16 protein-coding genes are annotated in these 16,268 nt (G+C 57.7%); 11 read left to right on the forward strand and 5 right to left on the reverse strand.

Going from position 1 to position 16,268, the window contains the following annotated elements:
* The first annotated feature begins 217 nt into the window (after window positions 1-217).
* From ACYZTU_RS16925 to ACYZTU_RS16955, 7 genes are all read left to right on the forward strand, one after another.
* A complete protein-coding gene (locus ACYZTU_RS16925) occupies window positions 218-1,528 on the forward strand; it encodes a flavin-containing monooxygenase (protein WP_461964344.1) in 1,311 nt (436 codons plus the stop codon).
* A gap of 19 nt (window positions 1,529-1,547) precedes the next feature.
* Window positions 1,548-1,964 (forward strand): RidA family protein, encoded by a 417-nt coding sequence (locus ACYZTU_RS16930; protein ID WP_201202981.1) that lies wholly within the window; start codon window positions 1,548-1,550, stop codon window positions 1,962-1,964.
* A gap of 51 nt (window positions 1,965-2,015) precedes the next feature.
* Window positions 2,016-2,693, forward strand: a complete 678-nt coding sequence (locus ACYZTU_RS16935; RefSeq protein WP_461964346.1) for a DUF1028 domain-containing protein — start codon at window positions 2,016-2,018, stop codon at window positions 2,691-2,693.
* Window positions 2,690-3,841 carry an acetylornithine deacetylase gene (gene argE, locus ACYZTU_RS16940; protein ID WP_461964347.1) on the forward strand — a complete coding sequence of 384 codons (1,152 nt, stop codon included), beginning with the start codon at window positions 2,690-2,692 and terminating at the stop codon, window positions 3,839-3,841. The genes ACYZTU_RS16935 and argE overlap by 4 nt, the downstream gene beginning before the upstream one ends.
* 202 nt (window positions 3,842-4,043) lie before the next feature.
* On the forward strand, window positions 4,044-4,262 hold the full coding sequence (locus tag ACYZTU_RS16945; RefSeq protein WP_461964349.1) for a PLD nuclease N-terminal domain-containing protein: 219 nt from the start codon (window positions 4,044-4,046) through the stop codon (window positions 4,260-4,262).
* Window positions 4,263-4,827: 565 nt separating this feature from the next.
* Window positions 4,828-5,121, forward strand: coding sequence for a fructose-bisphosphate aldolase (locus ACYZTU_RS16950; protein WP_461964351.1), 294 nt, complete (start codon window positions 4,828-4,830; stop codon window positions 5,119-5,121).
* Window positions 5,122-5,459: 338 nt separating this feature from the next.
* On the forward strand, window positions 5,460-5,897 hold the full coding sequence (locus ACYZTU_RS16955; RefSeq protein ID WP_218192544.1) for a GNAT family N-acetyltransferase: 438 nt from the start codon (window positions 5,460-5,462) through the stop codon (window positions 5,895-5,897).
* Between the two features lie 163 nt (window positions 5,898-6,060).
* On the opposite strand, the gene ACYZTU_RS16960 is transcribed toward ACYZTU_RS16955, so the two are convergent.
* The 5 genes from ACYZTU_RS16960 to ACYZTU_RS16980 all read right to left on the reverse strand — a co-directional run bounded on the left by ACYZTU_RS16960 (window position 6,061) and on the right by ACYZTU_RS16980 (window position 12,076).
* A complete protein-coding gene (locus ACYZTU_RS16960; RefSeq protein WP_461964353.1) occupies window positions 6,061-6,585 on the reverse strand; it encodes a hypothetical protein in 525 nt (174 codons plus the stop codon).
* A 301-nt stretch (window positions 6,586-6,886) separates the two neighbouring features.
* Window positions 6,887-7,435 (reverse strand): cupin domain-containing protein, encoded by a 549-nt coding sequence (locus tag ACYZTU_RS16965; RefSeq protein WP_007895886.1) that lies wholly within the window; start codon window positions 7,433-7,435, stop codon window positions 6,887-6,889.
* Window positions 7,436-7,637: 202 nt separating this feature from the next.
* Complete coding sequence (locus ACYZTU_RS16970) at window positions 7,638-8,936, reverse strand: NAD(P)/FAD-dependent oxidoreductase (RefSeq protein ID WP_461964354.1); 1,299 nt, start codon at window positions 8,934-8,936, stop codon at window positions 7,638-7,640.
* Between the two features lie 52 nt (window positions 8,937-8,988).
* The gene (locus ACYZTU_RS16975) at window positions 8,989-10,479 is read right to left on the reverse strand and encodes an aldehyde dehydrogenase (protein WP_461964355.1); all 1,491 of its coding nucleotides are present in this window, start codon (window positions 10,477-10,479) and stop codon (window positions 8,989-8,991) included.
* 220 nt (window positions 10,480-10,699) lie between these two features.
* Window positions 10,700-12,076, reverse strand: coding sequence for a glutamine synthetase family protein (locus ACYZTU_RS16980; RefSeq protein WP_461964356.1), 1,377 nt, complete (start codon window positions 12,074-12,076; stop codon window positions 10,700-10,702).
* 280 nt (window positions 12,077-12,356) lie between these two features.
* Between ACYZTU_RS16980 and ACYZTU_RS16985 the strand changes: the two genes are divergently transcribed.
* From ACYZTU_RS16985 to ACYZTU_RS17000, 4 genes are all read left to right on the forward strand, one after another.
* Window positions 12,357-13,118: a gamma-glutamyl-gamma-aminobutyrate hydrolase family protein gene (locus ACYZTU_RS16985; RefSeq protein WP_461964358.1), complete on the forward strand. Its 762-nt coding sequence runs from the start codon at window positions 12,357-12,359 to the stop codon at window positions 13,116-13,118.
* A 209-nt stretch (window positions 13,119-13,327) separates the two neighbouring features.
* Window positions 13,328-14,470, forward strand: a complete 1,143-nt coding sequence (gene potA / locus ACYZTU_RS16990; protein ID WP_461964360.1) for a polyamine ABC transporter ATP-binding protein — start codon at window positions 13,328-13,330, stop codon at window positions 14,468-14,470.
* Between the two features lie 29 nt (window positions 14,471-14,499).
* Entirely contained in the window at window positions 14,500-15,381 is an 882-nt protein-coding gene (locus ACYZTU_RS16995) for an ABC transporter permease subunit (protein ID WP_461971068.1), read from the forward strand.
* Window positions 15,378-16,262: an ABC transporter permease subunit gene (locus ACYZTU_RS17000; RefSeq protein ID WP_461964361.1), complete on the forward strand. Its 885-nt coding sequence runs from the start codon at window positions 15,378-15,380 to the stop codon at window positions 16,260-16,262. The genes ACYZTU_RS16995 and ACYZTU_RS17000 overlap by 4 nt, the downstream gene beginning before the upstream one ends.
* Window positions 16,263-16,268: the final 6 nt, after the last annotated feature.

Genomic DNA, 16,268 nt, shown 5'->3' on the forward strand with positions numbered 1-16,268 from the left:
CAAGTCCTGGAGCATCACCGATGGCTGAAAAGACGCGGCAGAAGACAATCTCTCCAGCCTTGCGGGCAGACTCGACCTTCCCTGAGCCTCTGCATCAGTTATTTATACTCAAATGCCAGCTTAATAATATTTTACCGATACCAGGGTGATCCCTAGTCTTGACCCCAAGAAATGGCAGGCCGTTACCGACCTAAAACCAACTTCGAAGGGTATAGAGATGACCACTGAAAAAATCAAAACAGATACGCTGATTGTTGGCGCCGGTCAGGCTGGCGTGGCCATGAGTGAACACTTGAGCAAACTCGGGGTGCCGCACCTGGTGCTGGAGCGCAATCGCATCGCCGAACGCTGGCGTACTGGTCGCTGGGATTCGCTGGTGGCCAATGGTCCGGCCTGGCACGACCGTTTTCCCGGTCTTGAATTCGACGACCTCAGCCCCGACGGCTTTGCCCCGAAAGAACGCGTCGCCGACTATTTCGAAGCCTACGCCAAGAAATTCAACGCCCCCGTCCGCACCGGCGTGGACGTGCTGAAGGTTGAGCGCAATGTCGGTCGGCCGGGCTTCACCATCGAAACCTCTGAAGGCGTGATCGAGGCCAGCCGGGTGGTGGCCGCTACCGGACCTTTCCAGCGGCCGGTTATCCCGCCCATCGCGCCGAAAGATCAGCCATTCCTGCAGATCCACTCGGCCGACTATCGCAATCCAGCGCAACTGCCTGAAGGCGCTGTCCTGGTCGTCGGCGCCGGTTCGTCGGGGGTGCAAATCGCTGATGAACTGCAGCGTGCCGGCAAGAAGGTTTACCTCTCGGTCGGTGCACATGATCGCCCTCCCCGCGCTTATCGCAACCGTGATTTCTGCTGGTGGTTGGGTGTGCTCGGCGAGTGGGATCAGGCCGCCATGAAGCCCGGCCGGGAACACGTCACCATCGCTGTCAGCGGTGCGCATGGCGGTCGGACGGTGGACTTCCGTGGTCTCGCCCATCGCGGCATGACGCTCGTGGGTCTGACCCAATCGTTCAACGGCGCCGTGGCGACCTTCCAACCAAACCTTGCCGACAACCTGGCGCGCGGCGATGAGAATTATCTGGCGTTGCTCAATGCCGCCGATGCCTACATCGAACGCAACGGCCTGGACCTGCCGGAAGAGCCTGAAGCCCGCCACACCTTCGCCGATCCGGAGTGTGTGACCCAGCCAATTCTGGAACTCGACCTGACCAAGGCCGGCGTGACTTCGATCATCTGGGCCACCGGTTTTGCTACGGATTACAGCTGGCTTAAGGTTGCTGCCTTCGACGACAACGACAAGCCGCAGCATCAGCGCGGCGTATCGAGCGAACCTGGCGTGTATTTCCTCGGCCTGCCGTGGCAGTCGCGTCGTGGTTCTTCGTTCATCTGGGGCGTTTGGCACGATGCCAAATATGTGGCTGATCACATCGCCATCCAGCGTTCCTACCTCGACTACCACGATGCGGCGCAACGCGAGGCTGACTCCGCCCCGGTCGCCCATAAAACCACGGTCAGTGCTTAAGCCTTTTCAGGAGCTTCAAATGTCCACGCCAACCCATACCCGTATTCGCATGTTCAACACCAAAGAAACCTACCCCAACCAGAGCTTGGACAACGACCTGTGCCAGGCCGTCCGGGCCGGCAACACCGTTTATGTTCGCGGTCAGGTCGGCACTGATTTCGAAGGCAAACTGGTAGGCCTCGGTGACCCGCGCGCGCAAACCGAGCAAGCCATGCGCAACGTCAAACAGTTGCTGGAAGAGGCCGGCAGCGACCTTAGCCACATCGTGAAAACCACCACTTACCTGATCGATCCGCGCTACCGCGAGCCGGTGTATCAGGAAGTGGGCAAGTGGCTTAAAGGGGTGTTTCCGATTTCGACCGGGTTGGTGGTGTCGGCGTTGGGGCAGCCGCAGTGGTTGATGGAAATTGATGTGATTGCGGTGATTCCTGAGTAAGGAAGTAGACCGAGTCGCCCCCTTCACCAAGGCAAAACAAGGAGCAAAACCATGACCTTCTCCATCGCAGCACGTTGCCCCGAAACCGGTCAGTTCGGCATTGCGATCAGTTCCTCAAGCATCGCCGTCGGCGCACGCTGCCCCTGGCTGCTACCAGGTGTCGGCGCCGTCTCCACACAAAACATCACCTTGCCGTCACTCGGCCCGGAAGTCCTTGCCCTCATGGAGCAAGGCCTCGCGCCTGCTGAAGCACTGGACAAAGTCCTGACCCGAAACGGCTACAGCCAATATCGGCAGATCACGGCGATTGACCACCTCGGCCGCACCGCGCACTTCAGCGGCTCGCAAACCTTGGGCAACCACAACGCCGTGTCGGGCGAGCAATGCGTGGCCGCCGGCAACATGCTGTCGGATCGGTCGGTGATCGAGGCCATGGTTGAGGCGTTCGAGCACGGCGAAGGTCAACTGGCCGACCGCTTGCTGGCAGCAATGAAAGCGGCCATCGCGGCGGGCGGCGAAGCCGGGCCAGTGCATTCGGCGGCGGTGGTGGTGGTCGGCGAGCTGACTTGGCCGATCATCAACCTGCGGGTGGATTGGGCGGATCACGATCCAGTCGGCCAACTTGAGAAACTTTGGGACGCCTATCGCCCACAGGTTCAGGACTACATCGATCGTGCCCTGGCCCCCGACAAATCCCCTGGCTACGGTGTCGCCGGAGACGACCGATGAGCAACAGCCTCGATTTGCTGAAAACGTTGGTGGCGTTCGACACCACGAGCCGCGAATCAAACCTGCACCTCATCGAGTTCGTCCGCGACTACCTCGAACGCTTCGATGTGCCTTGCGAGCTGGTTTACAACGAGCAGCGCAGCAAGGCCAATCTGTTCGCGACCATTGGCCCGGCGGATCGGCCCGGTATTGTGCTGTCGGGGCACACCGACGTGGTGCCCGTCGACGGCCAGTCGTGGACTGTTGCGCCGTTCGATCTCACCGAGCGCGACGGAAAGTTGTACGGTCGCGGCACGGCGGACATGAAAGGCTACATCGCCTGCGTACTCGCCCTGGTCCCGTCGCTGGTGAAGGCCGCGCTGCGGCTGCCGGTGCATATCGCGCTGTCCTACGATGAAGAAGTCGGCTGCCTCGGCGTGCGCTCGTTGCTGTCGGAGTTGGAACAGCGCCCGGTTAAACCGATGCTGTGCATCATTGGCGAGCCAACTGAACTCAAACCAGTGCTCGGCCATAAGGGCAAACTGGCGATGCGTTGCGATATTCACGGTGAAGCGTGCCATTCCGCCTACGCCCCGCTCGGGGTCAATGCGATTGAATGCGCCGCCGAACTGATCGGTGAACTGGGACGGATTGGCCACCGACTCAAAGCGCCGGAACATCACGACGCGCGTTTCGATCCGCCGTTCAGCACCGTGCAAACCGGCGTGATTTCCGGGGGCAAGGCGTTGAACATCGTCCCCGCCGATTGCCGCTTCGACTTCGAAATCCGCGCCCTGCCCTCGTATGATCCTGGCCTTGTTGCGCAGGAACTGAAGACCTACGCCGAGCAACAGGTATTGCCCCGAATGCGCGCCGTGAGTGAGCAGAGCGAGATCCGCTTCAGTGAGCTGTCGGCGTATCCCGGTTTGGCGACCGATGCTCACAGCGAAGCCGCTGAGTTGATTGCTGCATTTTCCGGTTCACGAGAGTTCGGCACAGTAGCGTTTGGTACAGAGGGCGGCCTATTCGACTCCGCAGGAATTCCCACAGTAGTCTGCGGCCCCGGCAGCATGGATCAGGGTCATAAACCCGACGAATTCGTCAGCCTCGATCAACTGAACGGCTGCGATGAAATGCTGCGGCGAATGCTGCTATCAATCAGCGAATAACGAAGATTTTGAATACCCCTAAATGCCTGTGGGAGCGGGCTTGCTCGCGATGAGGCCATGACATTCAACATCCATGTCGACTGTCACACCTTTCGCGAGCAAGCCCGTTTTCGCTTTGCCCGCCATCCCCACAAAGCTCCCAAATTTAATGAACCCCGTCCACACCTGCCCACCTAACTGAATAACTATCAGGAGGTGACTAATGCAAATCGAAACCATCTGGATCGTGCTCGCCGCAATTCTTGTGCTGGTCGAGTTATGGGCAATCAACAAAGTGCGAAAAGCCGAAGGCAAATCCAGCAACAAACTCGTATGGATGGTGGTAATCGTCTTTGTACCGCTGTTCGGGCTGATAGCGTGGGCATTGGCGGGACCGAAACACACCGACCACAACCCGCATTCACCGCAGGCCAGGCAATGACGGCGGAGGCTGTGCGGTAACGATTTTGGAACTGCGCAATCGCAAAGAATAATGCCCCGATGATTCGGGGCTTTATTCTTTCTGAGCATCCGATTTTATAAACTGACGTCCGAAAATCGTGTAGGAATTTACCTTTAGTGGCGAGAGGGCTTGCCCCCGTTGGGCAGCGAAGCGGCCCCAAAACCTGCCCTCCATTTCTCACGGCACTCCGCACCTCCCGGAATGCCGCGAAACGCCCGCAAACAGTGGCAATCAGCCTTGCCACAACGACCGCAAAAGCGTCCTACAGCCCGGTTGTGAGCACCAAAATGGACGCCTATATTCGACCCGTCGCTAACCGCAGTTAGTGACAGGGTTTCGCAGCCCTCTAGATTGACACCAAAGTACCGTCAGGCATGATGCAGCCGCTTCTGGTTGCATTAGTTTTATGGCGGTTGTGCGTGGGAGACCCTCGGGTCTGCCGGGTTTTTGGTGTGGGTCTCCGGTCTGCGAACCCGCGCACAGCTGCCACCCATTTGTTTCGCAGCAGAAAGGTGGCAATTCTTCTTTTGTGAGGATTTACACCATGTCGACTCAACACCCGCCCCGCCGCTTCACCCCCATGTCCCAATTCGCCACCGACTACCCCGTCCTGCTCATCGACAGCGACGCCCCGCTACGCGAACTTCACAACTGCGTCAGCGAACGCCTCAATGCTGTCCTCAAATACTTGCATCTGATGGCCTGCACCAGCCTGCCGGACTACGCCGAGAACGATATCAACACCGTCACCAACATCGCTCGGATTATGGTCCAGGATGTAAGCGATGTGTTTCGGGTGATTGAGCAGCGTGGGTTTGATACCTCCAAAGGCCAGTGATCGAATTTCAACCCAAAAAAACCCGCATTGATGCGGGTTTTTATTACTTGATCATGTGCTGTAGTTCCAGCTTTTGATCTGGGGGGCTAGATTCAGATGATTGTGACAGGCAGCAATCGGCCAAAAGCAGACCATGGACACGCAGCTAATACGTCAGTAATGTGCAAAAAAATATGCCGCTTTCCCCCTTCTTGATGTCGCGTTTACAGACTCGATTTTTTGATTGTTCAAGGGATTACGCATGAACATGGAATGTTATGCGACATCGCATATTGCAAAATTAATTGTTATGCCAAAAGCCGTACGGCACCTAAAAGTTGAATGATCGGAGCAATAAAGTGGAAATCAAGATTGATATATTGGATTCTCCAACAGAAAAGGATCAAGGAGTTCTGAATAATAGGTTTTCAGAATATCTTCGAATTCAATATCCAAATCTACCGCCAGAATCGGAAGATAAAATATTTATGGTGGTTGCACACGATGAAGTAGGCGACTACATCGGTGCAATAAGCTGTAATTGTTACTGGGATGGCTTAGAAATTGATACCTTTTGGGTTAAGGAATCTCATCGCGGTAGAAAAGTCGGTTCTATGTTATTGGAAAAAGCAGAAACGATTGGCGCCAACAATGGGGCAGTAGTTGCATTCTTAAAAACCGTTGATGCTAAACAGTTCTATGAGCAGCATGGGTATGAGATTTATGGTGTTCTCGAGGATCGACCAATCGGGACTAACCTGTATCACTTAAAGAAACGGCTAGTAAAACATGCATAACAACTGGTTCAAACCGTTCGCTTCGCTCACTGGGACGGGCTAAAGCCCGACCCTTAACCAAATGCTGGTCAGCGTCCGCATTGGGTCGGTAACCGCCGTTCGCAGTTGGCTGCTTTTGGCCGATTGCTGCTTTTCATGAAGTGCATTTGACGACCCAAAGCTGTCATCCCAGCGAAGTCACCAAGCTGGTTTCGATACCCGCCACACTCTCGGGCGGTTCGTTGATCAGCACGACTGCATTGTCACCCTGGTTCAGATAGATCAGGTAGTCGCCGGTCTCGAAGGTGATTTTGAAGGCTACAAGCCGAGTCTCTTGGTCCCATCCTTTGTCGACAACTCCTTGAACCTCAGTGATGATCTTTCCTTCAAGAGAGAGGGCGGATAAGACGGAAAGCAGATTTTCTCTACGCCACGAACAGGCGCTAGCTGCGTCAAGCTCGAAGGGCGCGGGGGGTTCCAGATCTGATAGGTCAGCCCCGACACTTTCCCCATCAGCTAGCAAGTACATCGAAACGGTCTGATGTTCGCCAACCCGCCATACTAACGATCCTATGTCTTCCGGACATTTCTCATCGTTGAAGTAGTACTGGTCATGCAATAACACGGAAAGTCGCTGACCCAGCAGCAAACGCGCATTACCTAAGTCCTGGGTCATCCTCTCGCGGGAGGCTATATAGCGGTTAAACACTGAGCAGTATCTCTTTAGCTAGTGAGAAGAAGTCGCAGATTCTAGCCGGGCTGATCGTTGGACGTCTCCTTATGGCCGAATTCTGCAGTTGCTGACCGGCAGCTTTGGGTCGATTACTGCCCGTCATGACAGGCAGTAATCGACCCTTGGCAGCCATTCGAGGGGCCGGATGCATGGTCCAGTCATGAAGTGAAGTCTATTTACTTTGAAAAAAACCTGTGCCGCGGTTTCCATTGGGAATTGGTGTTGGCCGCGGACGCAGCCTTCGGCATCTGCTACAGGTTGGCGTCCGTTGTTGAGATCAGAAGTTAGCCGGGGTGTTGGCGCTGATGATTTCCGCCTCATCCGCCCCAATATTCCGAAACCGATGCGGCAACGTCGTCGGAAAGTAATACCCATCCCCGGCATTCAGCACACTAATCTGCCCATCAACAGTCAGCTCAACAGTGCCACGGGTAACGAGCCCACACTCCTCCCCTTCAGAGTGCACAATCGGTTCTTCCCCCGAACTCGCCCCCGGCGCGTATTGCTCCCGCAAAAGCCGCATCTGCCGGCTCGGCACCGAAGCGCCAATCAGCAACAACCGCAGCCCATGACGCCCCAGATCCGGCTGTTCATTGGCGCGGAACACGTATTGGTGCTCGCGGGGTGGTTGGTCGAAGGTGAAGAAGTCTGCCAAGGACATGGGGATGCCTTCGAGCAGTTTTTTTAGGGAGCTGACGGAGGGACTGACGCGGTTCTGTTCGATCAGGGAGATGGTGGCATTGGTGACGCCGCTACGCCGGGCCAGCTCGCGCTGGGACAGTTTGTAGCTTTCGCGTACTAATTTGAGTCGTGAGCCCGTGTCCATGACAGCCTTATGCGGAGAATACTTAAGGGTTATGGGGGTGGATGGCGGGCGACTTTTGGCCGCGAAAGTACCGCTTCCCTGTCCCGGAAATTTGAAAGGCGGCTATTAAATCACGTTTGTTCGTGTTGCTCAGCAGGTTCGACAAATGGCCGGCAAAAAAGCCGGCGGCCCCACGTTTGAAGGCCGCCGGTAAGGTTAACGCTTAGATGCCGAACCGATCACGCAGCGCATAGTACGCGGCGCCCATGGCGGTGAGGGGGGCCTGGAAGGTGCGGCCGCCGATCATTGGCATGTGCGGGAGCGAAGCGAACGCGTCGAAGCGTTCGGCGTCGCCGCGGATCATTTCCGAGATCAGTTTGCCGGCCAGGTGCGAGCAGGTGACGCCGTGGCCGCTGTAGCCTTGCATGTAGTAGGCGTTTTTTTCGATGCGGCCGAATTGCGGCATGCGCGACATGGTCAGCAGGAAGTTGCCGGTCCAGCGGTAGTCGATTTTCACGTCCTTCAGTTGCGGGAAGGTTTTGAGGATTTTCGGTTTGATCAGTTGTTCGATGTCGTCGGGTTCGCGGGCACCGTAGACCACGCCGCCGCCGTACAGCAGGCGGTTGTCGGCAGTGAGGCGGTAGTAGTCGAGCAGGTAGTTGCAGTCTTCGACGCAGTAGTTGTTTTTGATCAGGCTGCGCGCGACTTTCTCGGACAACGGTTCGGTGACGACGATTTGCGAACCGCACGGCATGCTTTTGCGCGTGACGCGATTGTCGAGGTCTTGCGGCAGGTAGGCGTTGCCAGCGATCAGCAGGTATTTGGCGCGCACCAGGCCTTTGGCGGTGCGTACGGTGATCGGTTCGCCGTAGGTGATTTCCACTGCGGCCGATTGCTCGTAGATTTTGCCGCCGAGGCCGATGATGGCCGAGGCTTCGCCAAGGGCCAGGTTCAGCGGGTGGATGTGGCCGCCCTGCATGTCGAGCAGGCCTCCGACGTAGTTGTCGCAACCGACTTCGCGCTTGATGTCCGCCGCGTCGAGCATTTTCAGGTTCTTGTTGCCGTAGCGTTCCCAGTTGCTTTTCTGCTCGGCCAGACCTTTGAGTTGCTTTTTGTTCAGCGCGGCGAAGATGCCGCCCGGCTTGTAGTCGCACTGGATGTCGTAGTGTTGTATGCGCTGACGGATGATGTCGGCGCCTTCGAAGATCATGCTGCCGAGGACTTCGGCGGTCTTGTCGCCGTAGCGTTCTTCGATCACATCAACGTCGCGGCTGTAGGAGTTGACCAGTTGGCCACCGTTGCGACCGCTGGCGCCGAAACCGACTTTGGCGGCTTCGAGCACGGTCACGCTGTAGCCCGCTTCGCAGAGGAACAGGGCCGAGGACAAACCGGTGTAGCCGGCGCCGATCACGCAGACGTCGCAGTCCACCGCTTGTTCCAGCACCGGGAAGTCGCCGGTGAAGTTGCGGGTGGCGGCGTAGTAGCTGTTTACATGATTTTGTTTAACAGAGCTTTGTTTCATAGGTTTCTCCGATGGCCGCCGGCACCTGCCGGTGACCGCCGTTGTAGAGGTGTTAGAGCTTGATCCAGGTCGCTTTGAGTTCGGTGTATTTGTCGAACGCGTGCAGCGATTTGTCCCGACCGTTACCCGACTGCTTGTACCCGCCGAACGGCGCGGTCATGTCGCCGCCGTCGTACTGGTTGACCCAGACGCTGCCGGCGCGCAAGCCGCGCGCAAAGGTGTGGGCCTTGCTCAGGTTGCTGGTCCACACGCCGGCGGCCAGGCCGAAGATGCTGTCGTTGGCAATCGCCAGCGCTTCATCGAAGGTGTCGAAGGTGATCAGCGACAGCACCGGGCCGAAGATTTCTTCCCGGGCGATGGTCATGGCGTTGGTTACGCCGTCAAAGATCGCGGGTTCCACGTACAGGCCACCGGTGTCTTCGAGGGTGCGGTTGCCGCCGGCGATCAGTTGCGCGCCCTGGTCTTTGCCGATCTGGATGTAGCGCAGCACGTTGTCCAGTTGGCGCTGATCGACGACTGCGCCGACGGTGGTTTCTGGATCGAGGGCGTGCCCCGGTTTCCAGGCTTGCAGGGCTTCCACCAGCAGTGGAATGAACTGCTCGCGAATTGAGCGCTCCACCAGCAACCGCGAACCGGCGGTGCAGACTTCGCCCTGGTTGAAAGCAATCGCACCGGCCGCCGCTTGTGCTGCCGCGCGCAAATCCGGCGCGTCGGCGAACACCACGTTCGGGCTCTTTCCCCCCGCTTCGAGCCAGACGCGTTTCATGTTGCTTTGCCCGGCGTAGATCAGCAGTTGCTTGGCAATCGCGGTCGAGCCGGTGAAGGCCAGCACGTCGACGTCCATGTGCAACGCCAGCACCTTGCCGACGGTGTGACCGTAGCCTGGCAGAACGTTGAACACGCCGTTCGGGATGCCCGCGTCCAGCGCAAGCTGAGCGATGCGGATCGCCGTCAGGGGCGACTTTTCCGAAGGCTTGAGGATGAACGAGTTGCCGGCCGCGAGGGCTGGTGCGAACTTCCAGCTGGCCATGATCAGCGGGAAGTTCCACGGCACGATGGCGGCGACCACGCCTGCAGGTTCGCGGGTGATGAGGCCGAGTTGATCGTGCGGTGTGGCGGCGACTTCGTCGTAGATCTTGTCGATGGCTTCGGCGCTCCAGCGGATCGCGTTGGCGGTCGCCGGGATGTCGATGTTCATGGAGTCGTTGATTGGTTTGCCCATGTCGAGGGTTTCGAGCAGGGCGAGTTCTTCCTGGTTGGCCAGGATGAGATCGGCGAAGCGGATCAAAATGCGTTTGCGTTCTGCGGGTGCCAACCGGGCCCAAACGCCGGATTCGAAGGTGCGGCGCGCGACGGCGACTGCCGCATTGGCGTCGGCTTCGTCGGTGCTGGCGACGTTGGCCAGGAAGCGACCATCTACCGGGCTCATGCATTCAAAGGTGTCGCCGCTGAGTGCCGCGCGGTATTGGCCGTCGATGAATGCGCGGCCTTCGATTGTTAAGGACTGGAAGCGTTGTTCCCAGTCGCTGCGAGTGTTTGTCATTGTTGTGACTCGACGCAGAGGAGTAAGTGATTGTTGGAAGGTGGTGTGTCAGGCGATACGTTGTTGATTGTGCGGCCGTCTTCGCGGGCAAGCCTCGCTCCTACAGGGTTTGCGGCGTGCACAATTTCTGCGCCCGACACGTCCCCCTGTAGGAGCGAGGCTTGCCCGCGAAGAGGCCATCACATTCAACATCGAAAGCAATTGGCCCACCGCTCAACCATCAAACGGTGTGCAAGTACCAGTTGTACTCAAGGTCCGAGATGGAGTTCTCGAACTCGGCCAGCTCGCTTTCCTTGCACGCCACGAACACGTCGATGTACAGCGGGTCGATATAGCGCGACATGACTTCGCTGTCGTCCAGCTCGCGCAGTGCATCGCGCAGGTTGTTCGGCAGGCTTTGCTCGTTCTGCTCGTAGCTGTTGCCTTCGACCGGTGCGCCCGGCTCGATTTCGTTGGTCAGGCCGTGGTGAATACCGGCCAGGACCGACGCCATCAACAAGTACGGGTTGGCATCGGCGCCCGCCACGCGGTGTTCGATGCGCACCGAGTCCGGCGAACCGGTCGGCACTCGCACTGCAACGGTACGGTTGTCGATGCCCCAACTTGGCGAGTTCGGTACATAGAACTGCGCGCCGAAACGACGGTACGAGTTGACGTTCGGGCAGAGGAATGCCATCTGCGCCGGCAGGGTCTCGAGCACACCGCCGATCGCGTGTCGCAGCGCGGCGTTCTGCTCGGGATCCTCGCTGGTAAAGATGTTGTTGCCTTCTTTGTCGAGAATCGAAATGTGTACGTGCAAACCATTGCCCGCCTGGCCCGGATACGGCTTGGCCATGAAGGTGGTGTCCATCTCGTGGTCGTAGGCGATGTTCTTTACCAGACGCTTGAGCAACACCGCGTAGTCGCAGGCCTTTATAGGGTCGTTGACGTGATGCAGGTTCACTTCGAACTGCGCCGGGGCGCTTTCCTTGACAATGGCGTCGGCAGGAATGCCCTGCTCTTTCGCGCCTTCGAGGATGTCTTGCAGGCAATCGACGTATTCGTCCAGGTCGTCGATCAGGTAGACCTGGGTCGACATCGGACGTTTGCCGGAGACCGGCGAGCGTGGCGATTGCGGACGACCGTTCACGTTGTCCTGGTCGATCAGATAGAACTCGAGTTCGAACGCGGCGCAAATGGTCAGGCCCATTGCATCGAACTTGCTCACGACCTGACGCAGCACTTCGCGAGGGTCAGCGAAGAACGGCTGGCCTTCGAGTTCGTGCATGGTCATTAACAGCTGCGCAGTAGGGCGCTTCTGCCAAGGCTCGATGCTGAGAGTATTAGGGATGGGAAAGCAGATTCGGTCTGAGTCACCGATGTCCAGACCCAGGCCGGTGCTTTCCACCGTAGAACCATTGATGTCCAGAGCAAACAGTGACGCCGGGAGGTTAATGCCTTTTTCGTAAACCTTATGAAGACTGGTGCGCTCGATGCGCTTACCGCGCACCACACCGTTCATATCCGCAATCAGAAGGTCGACGTACAAAACCTCAGGATATTTCTTAAGGAATGCGTTTGCTTCGTTGAGTTGAACGGCACGCAGAGGGACCGACATGATGCACCTATTAGCTGTTAATTATTATGTTCACTACCCTTTCACGAGCCCAGTCAATCCGAAAGACAAAGTGAAGTCAATAGCGAACACTTGGCCTTTCAACCTTTATTTTCTGGCCTTTTATGGGCACGAGAGTGCCAGATCAGTCTTGAGAGCCGCGTAAATCCTCAACATCGGACGTGTGGCGTTTAGAATTTTTTACATGAGAGTTGTTAATTAAAATCAACAAGGCTAAGCTCCGGAAAAGCTCGTTCAAGTGTGAAACTTCGAGGTGATAAAAATGGCACTCAAGCCATTAATCGGCGTTACAGCGTGCGTCAAACAGATTGGCCTGCACCCCTACCATGTCAGCGGCGACAAGTACTTGCGTGCTGTCAGCGTCGCGGCGTTGGGGCTTCCGGTCATCATTCCTTCCTTAGGCGAACTGACTGAGATTGAAGATGTGCTCGCGCATCTCGACGGTCTGCTGCTGACCGGCTCACCCTCGAATGTGGAACCCTTCCACTATCAAGGCCCCGACAGCGCCCCCGGCACGGATCACGATCCGCAACGGGACGCCACGACCCTTCCTTTATTGCGTGCAGCCATTGCGGCCGGCGTGCCGGTGCTCGGCATCTGCCGGGGCTTTCAGGAAATGAACGTGGCGTTTGGTGGCAGCCTGCATCAAAAGGTCCACGAACTGCCCGGCATGCTGGATCACCGGGAAGCGAATCATCCGGACCTGGCCGTGCAGTACGCACCGGCTCACGCGGTCAACGTGCAACCGGGCGGTGTGTTCGAGGCGCTGGATTTGCCGCAGGTGTTCCAGGTCAATTCGATTCACAGCCAAGGCATCGACCGGCTGGCTCCCGGCCTACGCGCCGAAGCTGTCGCGCCGGATGGCTTGATCGAGGCGATTTCGGTCGAGCACAGCAAGGCTTTCGCCGTCGGCGTGCAATGGCACCCGGAATGGCAGGTGCTTTCGAACCCTCCTTATTTGAGTATTTTCCACGCGTTTGGCGAGGCGTGCCGGCAACGGGCGGCGCTGCGTAATACGCGCTGACTTAACACTCGATAAATCAATTTACTGCCCCCGTGAGTCAGTCGGGCGCGCCTTTGCGCGCCAGTCCCTCACTACAACAACAAACGCGATAACAACAAGTACGAACAGGCAGCCAGGACGGCGGCGCCGAATAAGCCCGACCGGGCTTGCAATCCACTATTAAGTCAGGCCGCGTTGGCCCGACGACTGAAACCTGTTGGGAGTTTCACATGGCAAACGCCTCCAGCATCTACAGGAAGGCTCTTGAAGGTCACCAATCACCGAAAAAGGTGCTGGTGAAAGTCGACCGCGTCACCAAGAAATTCGACGAAACCACTGCGGTGGACGATGTCTCGCTTGAGATCTATCAAGGCGAAATCTTCGCCCTGCTTGGCGGTTCCGGCTCCGGCAAATCGACCCTGCTGCGCATGCTCGCAGGTTTCGAGCGCCCGACCGAAGGGCGGATTATGCTCGACGGTGTCGACATCACCGACATGCCGCCGTACGAACGGCCGATCAACATGATGTTCCAGTCCTACGCCTTGTTCCCGCACATGACGGTGGCGCAGAACATCGCCTTCGGCCTGAAGCAGGATCGGCTGTCCAACAGCGAAATCGACGCCCGCGTTGAAGAGATGCTGCGGCTGGTGCACATGACCCAGTACGCCAAACGCAAGCCGCATCAACTGTCTGGCGGTCAGCGTCAGCGTGTGGCATTGGCTCGCTCCCTGGCCAAACGCCCGAAGCTGTTGCTGCTCGACGAACCGATGGGCGCGCTGGATAAAAAGCTGCGCTCGCAGATGCAACTGGAGTTGGTAGAGATCATCGAGCGCGTTGGCGTGACCTGCGTGATGGTGACCCACGACCAAGAAGAGGCCATGACCATGGCCCAACGCATCGCGATCATGCACCTCGGCTGGATCGCGCAGATCGGCAGCCCGGTGGACATTTATGAGGCGCCGGTCAGCCGCTTGGTCTGCGAATTCATCGGCAACGTGAACGCCTTCGACGGCACCGTTGTGGAAGACCTCGAGGGGCACGCGATCATTCACAGCCCGGATCTGGAGCAGAAGATTTACGTCGGTCACGGCGTCAGCACCTCGGTGCAGGACAAGTCGATTACTTACGCGATCCGCCCGGAAAAACTGCTGGTCAGCACGACTAAACCCGATACCCGCTACAACTGGTCCGAAGGCAAAGTGCATGACATCGCCTACCTCGGCGGTCACTCGGTGTTCTACGTGGAATTGCCTGGCGGCAAGGTCGTGCAGTCGTTCATGGCCAACGCCGAACGCCGTGGCGCACGTCCGACCTGGGACGACAAGGTCTACGTGTGGTGGGAAGACGACAGCGGCGTGGTACTGCGCTCATGAAAACACTCAATCAGCAGTTTATGCGGCTGATGCCGAGTGGTCGAAAGCTCGTCATCGGGATTCCTTTCCTGTGGCTGTGCCTGTTTTTCCTGTTGCCGTTCTTCCTGGTGATGAAGATCAGCTTCTCGGAAGCGGCGCTGGCCATTCCTCCTTACTCAGAGATCTACACCTTCGCCGAGCAGAAATTTCAGCTATTGCTCAACATCGGCAACTACTCGCTGCTGACCCAAGATGAGCTGTACATCTCGGCCTACTTCGGCTCGTTGAAGGTCGCGTTTTTAAGCACGCTGATGTGCCTGGCGCTCGGTTTCCCGATGGCCTACGCGATCACCAAGGCCAACAAAGAAACGCAAAACGTTCTGCTGTTGCTCATCATGATGCCGACCTGGACCGCGATCCTGATCCGCGTCTACGCGTGGATGGGCATTCTCAGCAACAACGGCTTGCTCAACGGATTTCTGATGTGGACCGGGCTGACCTCGCACCCGATCGAGATCCTCAACACCAACACGGCCGTCTACATTGGGGTGGTTTACGCCTACCTGCCGTTCATGGTGTTGCCGCTGTACGCCAACCTGGTCAAGCACGATCAAAGTCTGCTGGAAGCCGCGTCGGACCTGGGGTCGAGCAACTTCAACAACTTCTGGAAAATCACCGTGCCGCTGGCCAAGAACGGGATCATCGCTGGCTGCATGCTGGTGTTCATTCCGGTGGTCGGTGAGTTCGTGATCCCGGAACTGCTGGGTGGCCCGGAGACGCTGATGATCGGTCGTGTGCTGTGGCAAGAGTTCTTCAACAACCGCGACTGGCCGGTGGCATCTGCCTTGGCGGTGGTGATGCTGTTGATCCTGATTGTGCCGATTCTGCTGTTCAACCGTAGTCAGGCCAAAGAGATGGAGAGTCGGGGATGAAACGCTTCGGATTTTCAAAGTTCATGCTGATTTTCGGCCTGTCGTTTATCTACCTGCCGATGTTGATTCTGGTGATCTACTCGTTCAACGCCTCGAAACTGGTGACGGTGTGGGGCGGCTGGTCGGTGAAGTGGTACGTCGGCCTGCTCGACAACTCCCAACTGATGGGCTCGGTGGTGCGCTCGCTGGAAATCGCCTGCTACACCGCGATTGCCGCTGTAGCGCTGGGCACGTTGGCGGCATTTGTGCTGACTCGGGTGACGCGCTTCAAGGGCCGTACGTTGTTCGGTGGTTTGGTGACGGCGCCGTTGGTAATGCCGGAAGTGATCACCGGTCTGTCGCTGTTGCTGCTGTTCGTGGCCATGGCGCAGTTGATCGGCTGGCCGATGGAACGTGGCATCTTCACCATCTGGATCGCCCACACCACGTTTTGTGCCGCCTATGTAGCGGTGGTGGTTTCGGCGCGTTTGCGTGAGCTGGACCTGTCCATTGAAGAAGCGGCGATGGATTTGGGCGCGAAGCCGTTCAAGGTGTTTTTCTTGATCACCATTCCGATGATCGCGCCGTCACTGGCGGCCGGCGGCATGATGTCGTTTGCCTTGTCGCTGGATGATTTGGTGTTGGCGAGCTTCGTGTCCGGTCCGGGTTCGACGACCCTGCCGATGGAAGTGTTCTCGGCGGTACGTCTGGGTGTGAAGCCTGAGATCAACGCCGTGGCCAGCCTGATTCTGTTGGCGGTATCGATCGTGACCTTGATGGTCTGGTATTTCAGCCGCCGTGCCGAAGCCACCCGCAAACGCGCGATCCAGGAAGCCATGGACCAGACCGCCAGCGAATCCTGGCAGCAACCTAAAAAGAAAATGGTAGAAGCGACGGCCTAGGCCGTG

The sequence above is a fragment of the Pseudomonas sp. HLT2-19-2 genome, assembly GCF_054898005.1.

Coding starts and splice junctions, on each gene's coding strand:
- ACYZTU_RS16930 (WP_201202981.1), top strand. CDS start 1,548: ATGTCCACGCCAACCCATACCCGTATTCGCATGTTCAACACCAAAGAA.
- ACYZTU_RS16975 (WP_461964355.1), bottom strand. CDS start 10,479: ATGACAAACACTCGCAGCGACTGGGAACAACGCTTCCAGTCCTTAACA.
- ACYZTU_RS16945 (WP_461964349.1), top strand. CDS start 4,044: ATGCAAATCGAAACCATCTGGATCGTGCTCGCCGCAATTCTTGTGCTG.
- ACYZTU_RS16995 (WP_461971068.1), top strand. CDS start 14,500: ATGCCGAGTGGTCGAAAGCTCGTCATCGGGATTCCTTTCCTGTGGCTG.
- ACYZTU_RS16950 (WP_461964351.1), top strand. CDS start 4,828: ATGTCGACTCAACACCCGCCCCGCCGCTTCACCCCCATGTCCCAATTC.
- ACYZTU_RS16925 (WP_461964344.1), top strand. CDS start 218: ATGACCACTGAAAAAATCAAAACAGATACGCTGATTGTTGGCGCCGGT.
- potA (WP_461964360.1), top strand. CDS start 13,328: ATGGCAAACGCCTCCAGCATCTACAGGAAGGCTCTTGAAGGTCACCAA.
- ACYZTU_RS17000 (WP_461964361.1), top strand. CDS start 15,378: ATGAAACGCTTCGGATTTTCAAAGTTCATGCTGATTTTCGGCCTGTCG.
- ACYZTU_RS16985 (WP_461964358.1), top strand. CDS start 12,357: ATGGCACTCAAGCCATTAATCGGCGTTACAGCGTGCGTCAAACAGATT.
- ACYZTU_RS16965 (WP_007895886.1), bottom strand. CDS start 7,435: ATGGACACGGGCTCACGACTCAAATTAGTACGCGAAAGCTACAAACTG.
- argE (WP_461964347.1), top strand. CDS start 2,690: ATGAGCAACAGCCTCGATTTGCTGAAAACGTTGGTGGCGTTCGACACC.
- ACYZTU_RS16980 (WP_461964356.1), bottom strand. CDS start 12,076: ATGTCGGTCCCTCTGCGTGCCGTTCAACTCAACGAAGCAAACGCATTC.
- ACYZTU_RS16970 (WP_461964354.1), bottom strand. CDS start 8,936: ATGAAACAAAGCTCTGTTAAACAAAATCATGTAAACAGCTACTACGCC.
- ACYZTU_RS16935 (WP_461964346.1), top strand. CDS start 2,016: ATGACCTTCTCCATCGCAGCACGTTGCCCCGAAACCGGTCAGTTCGGC.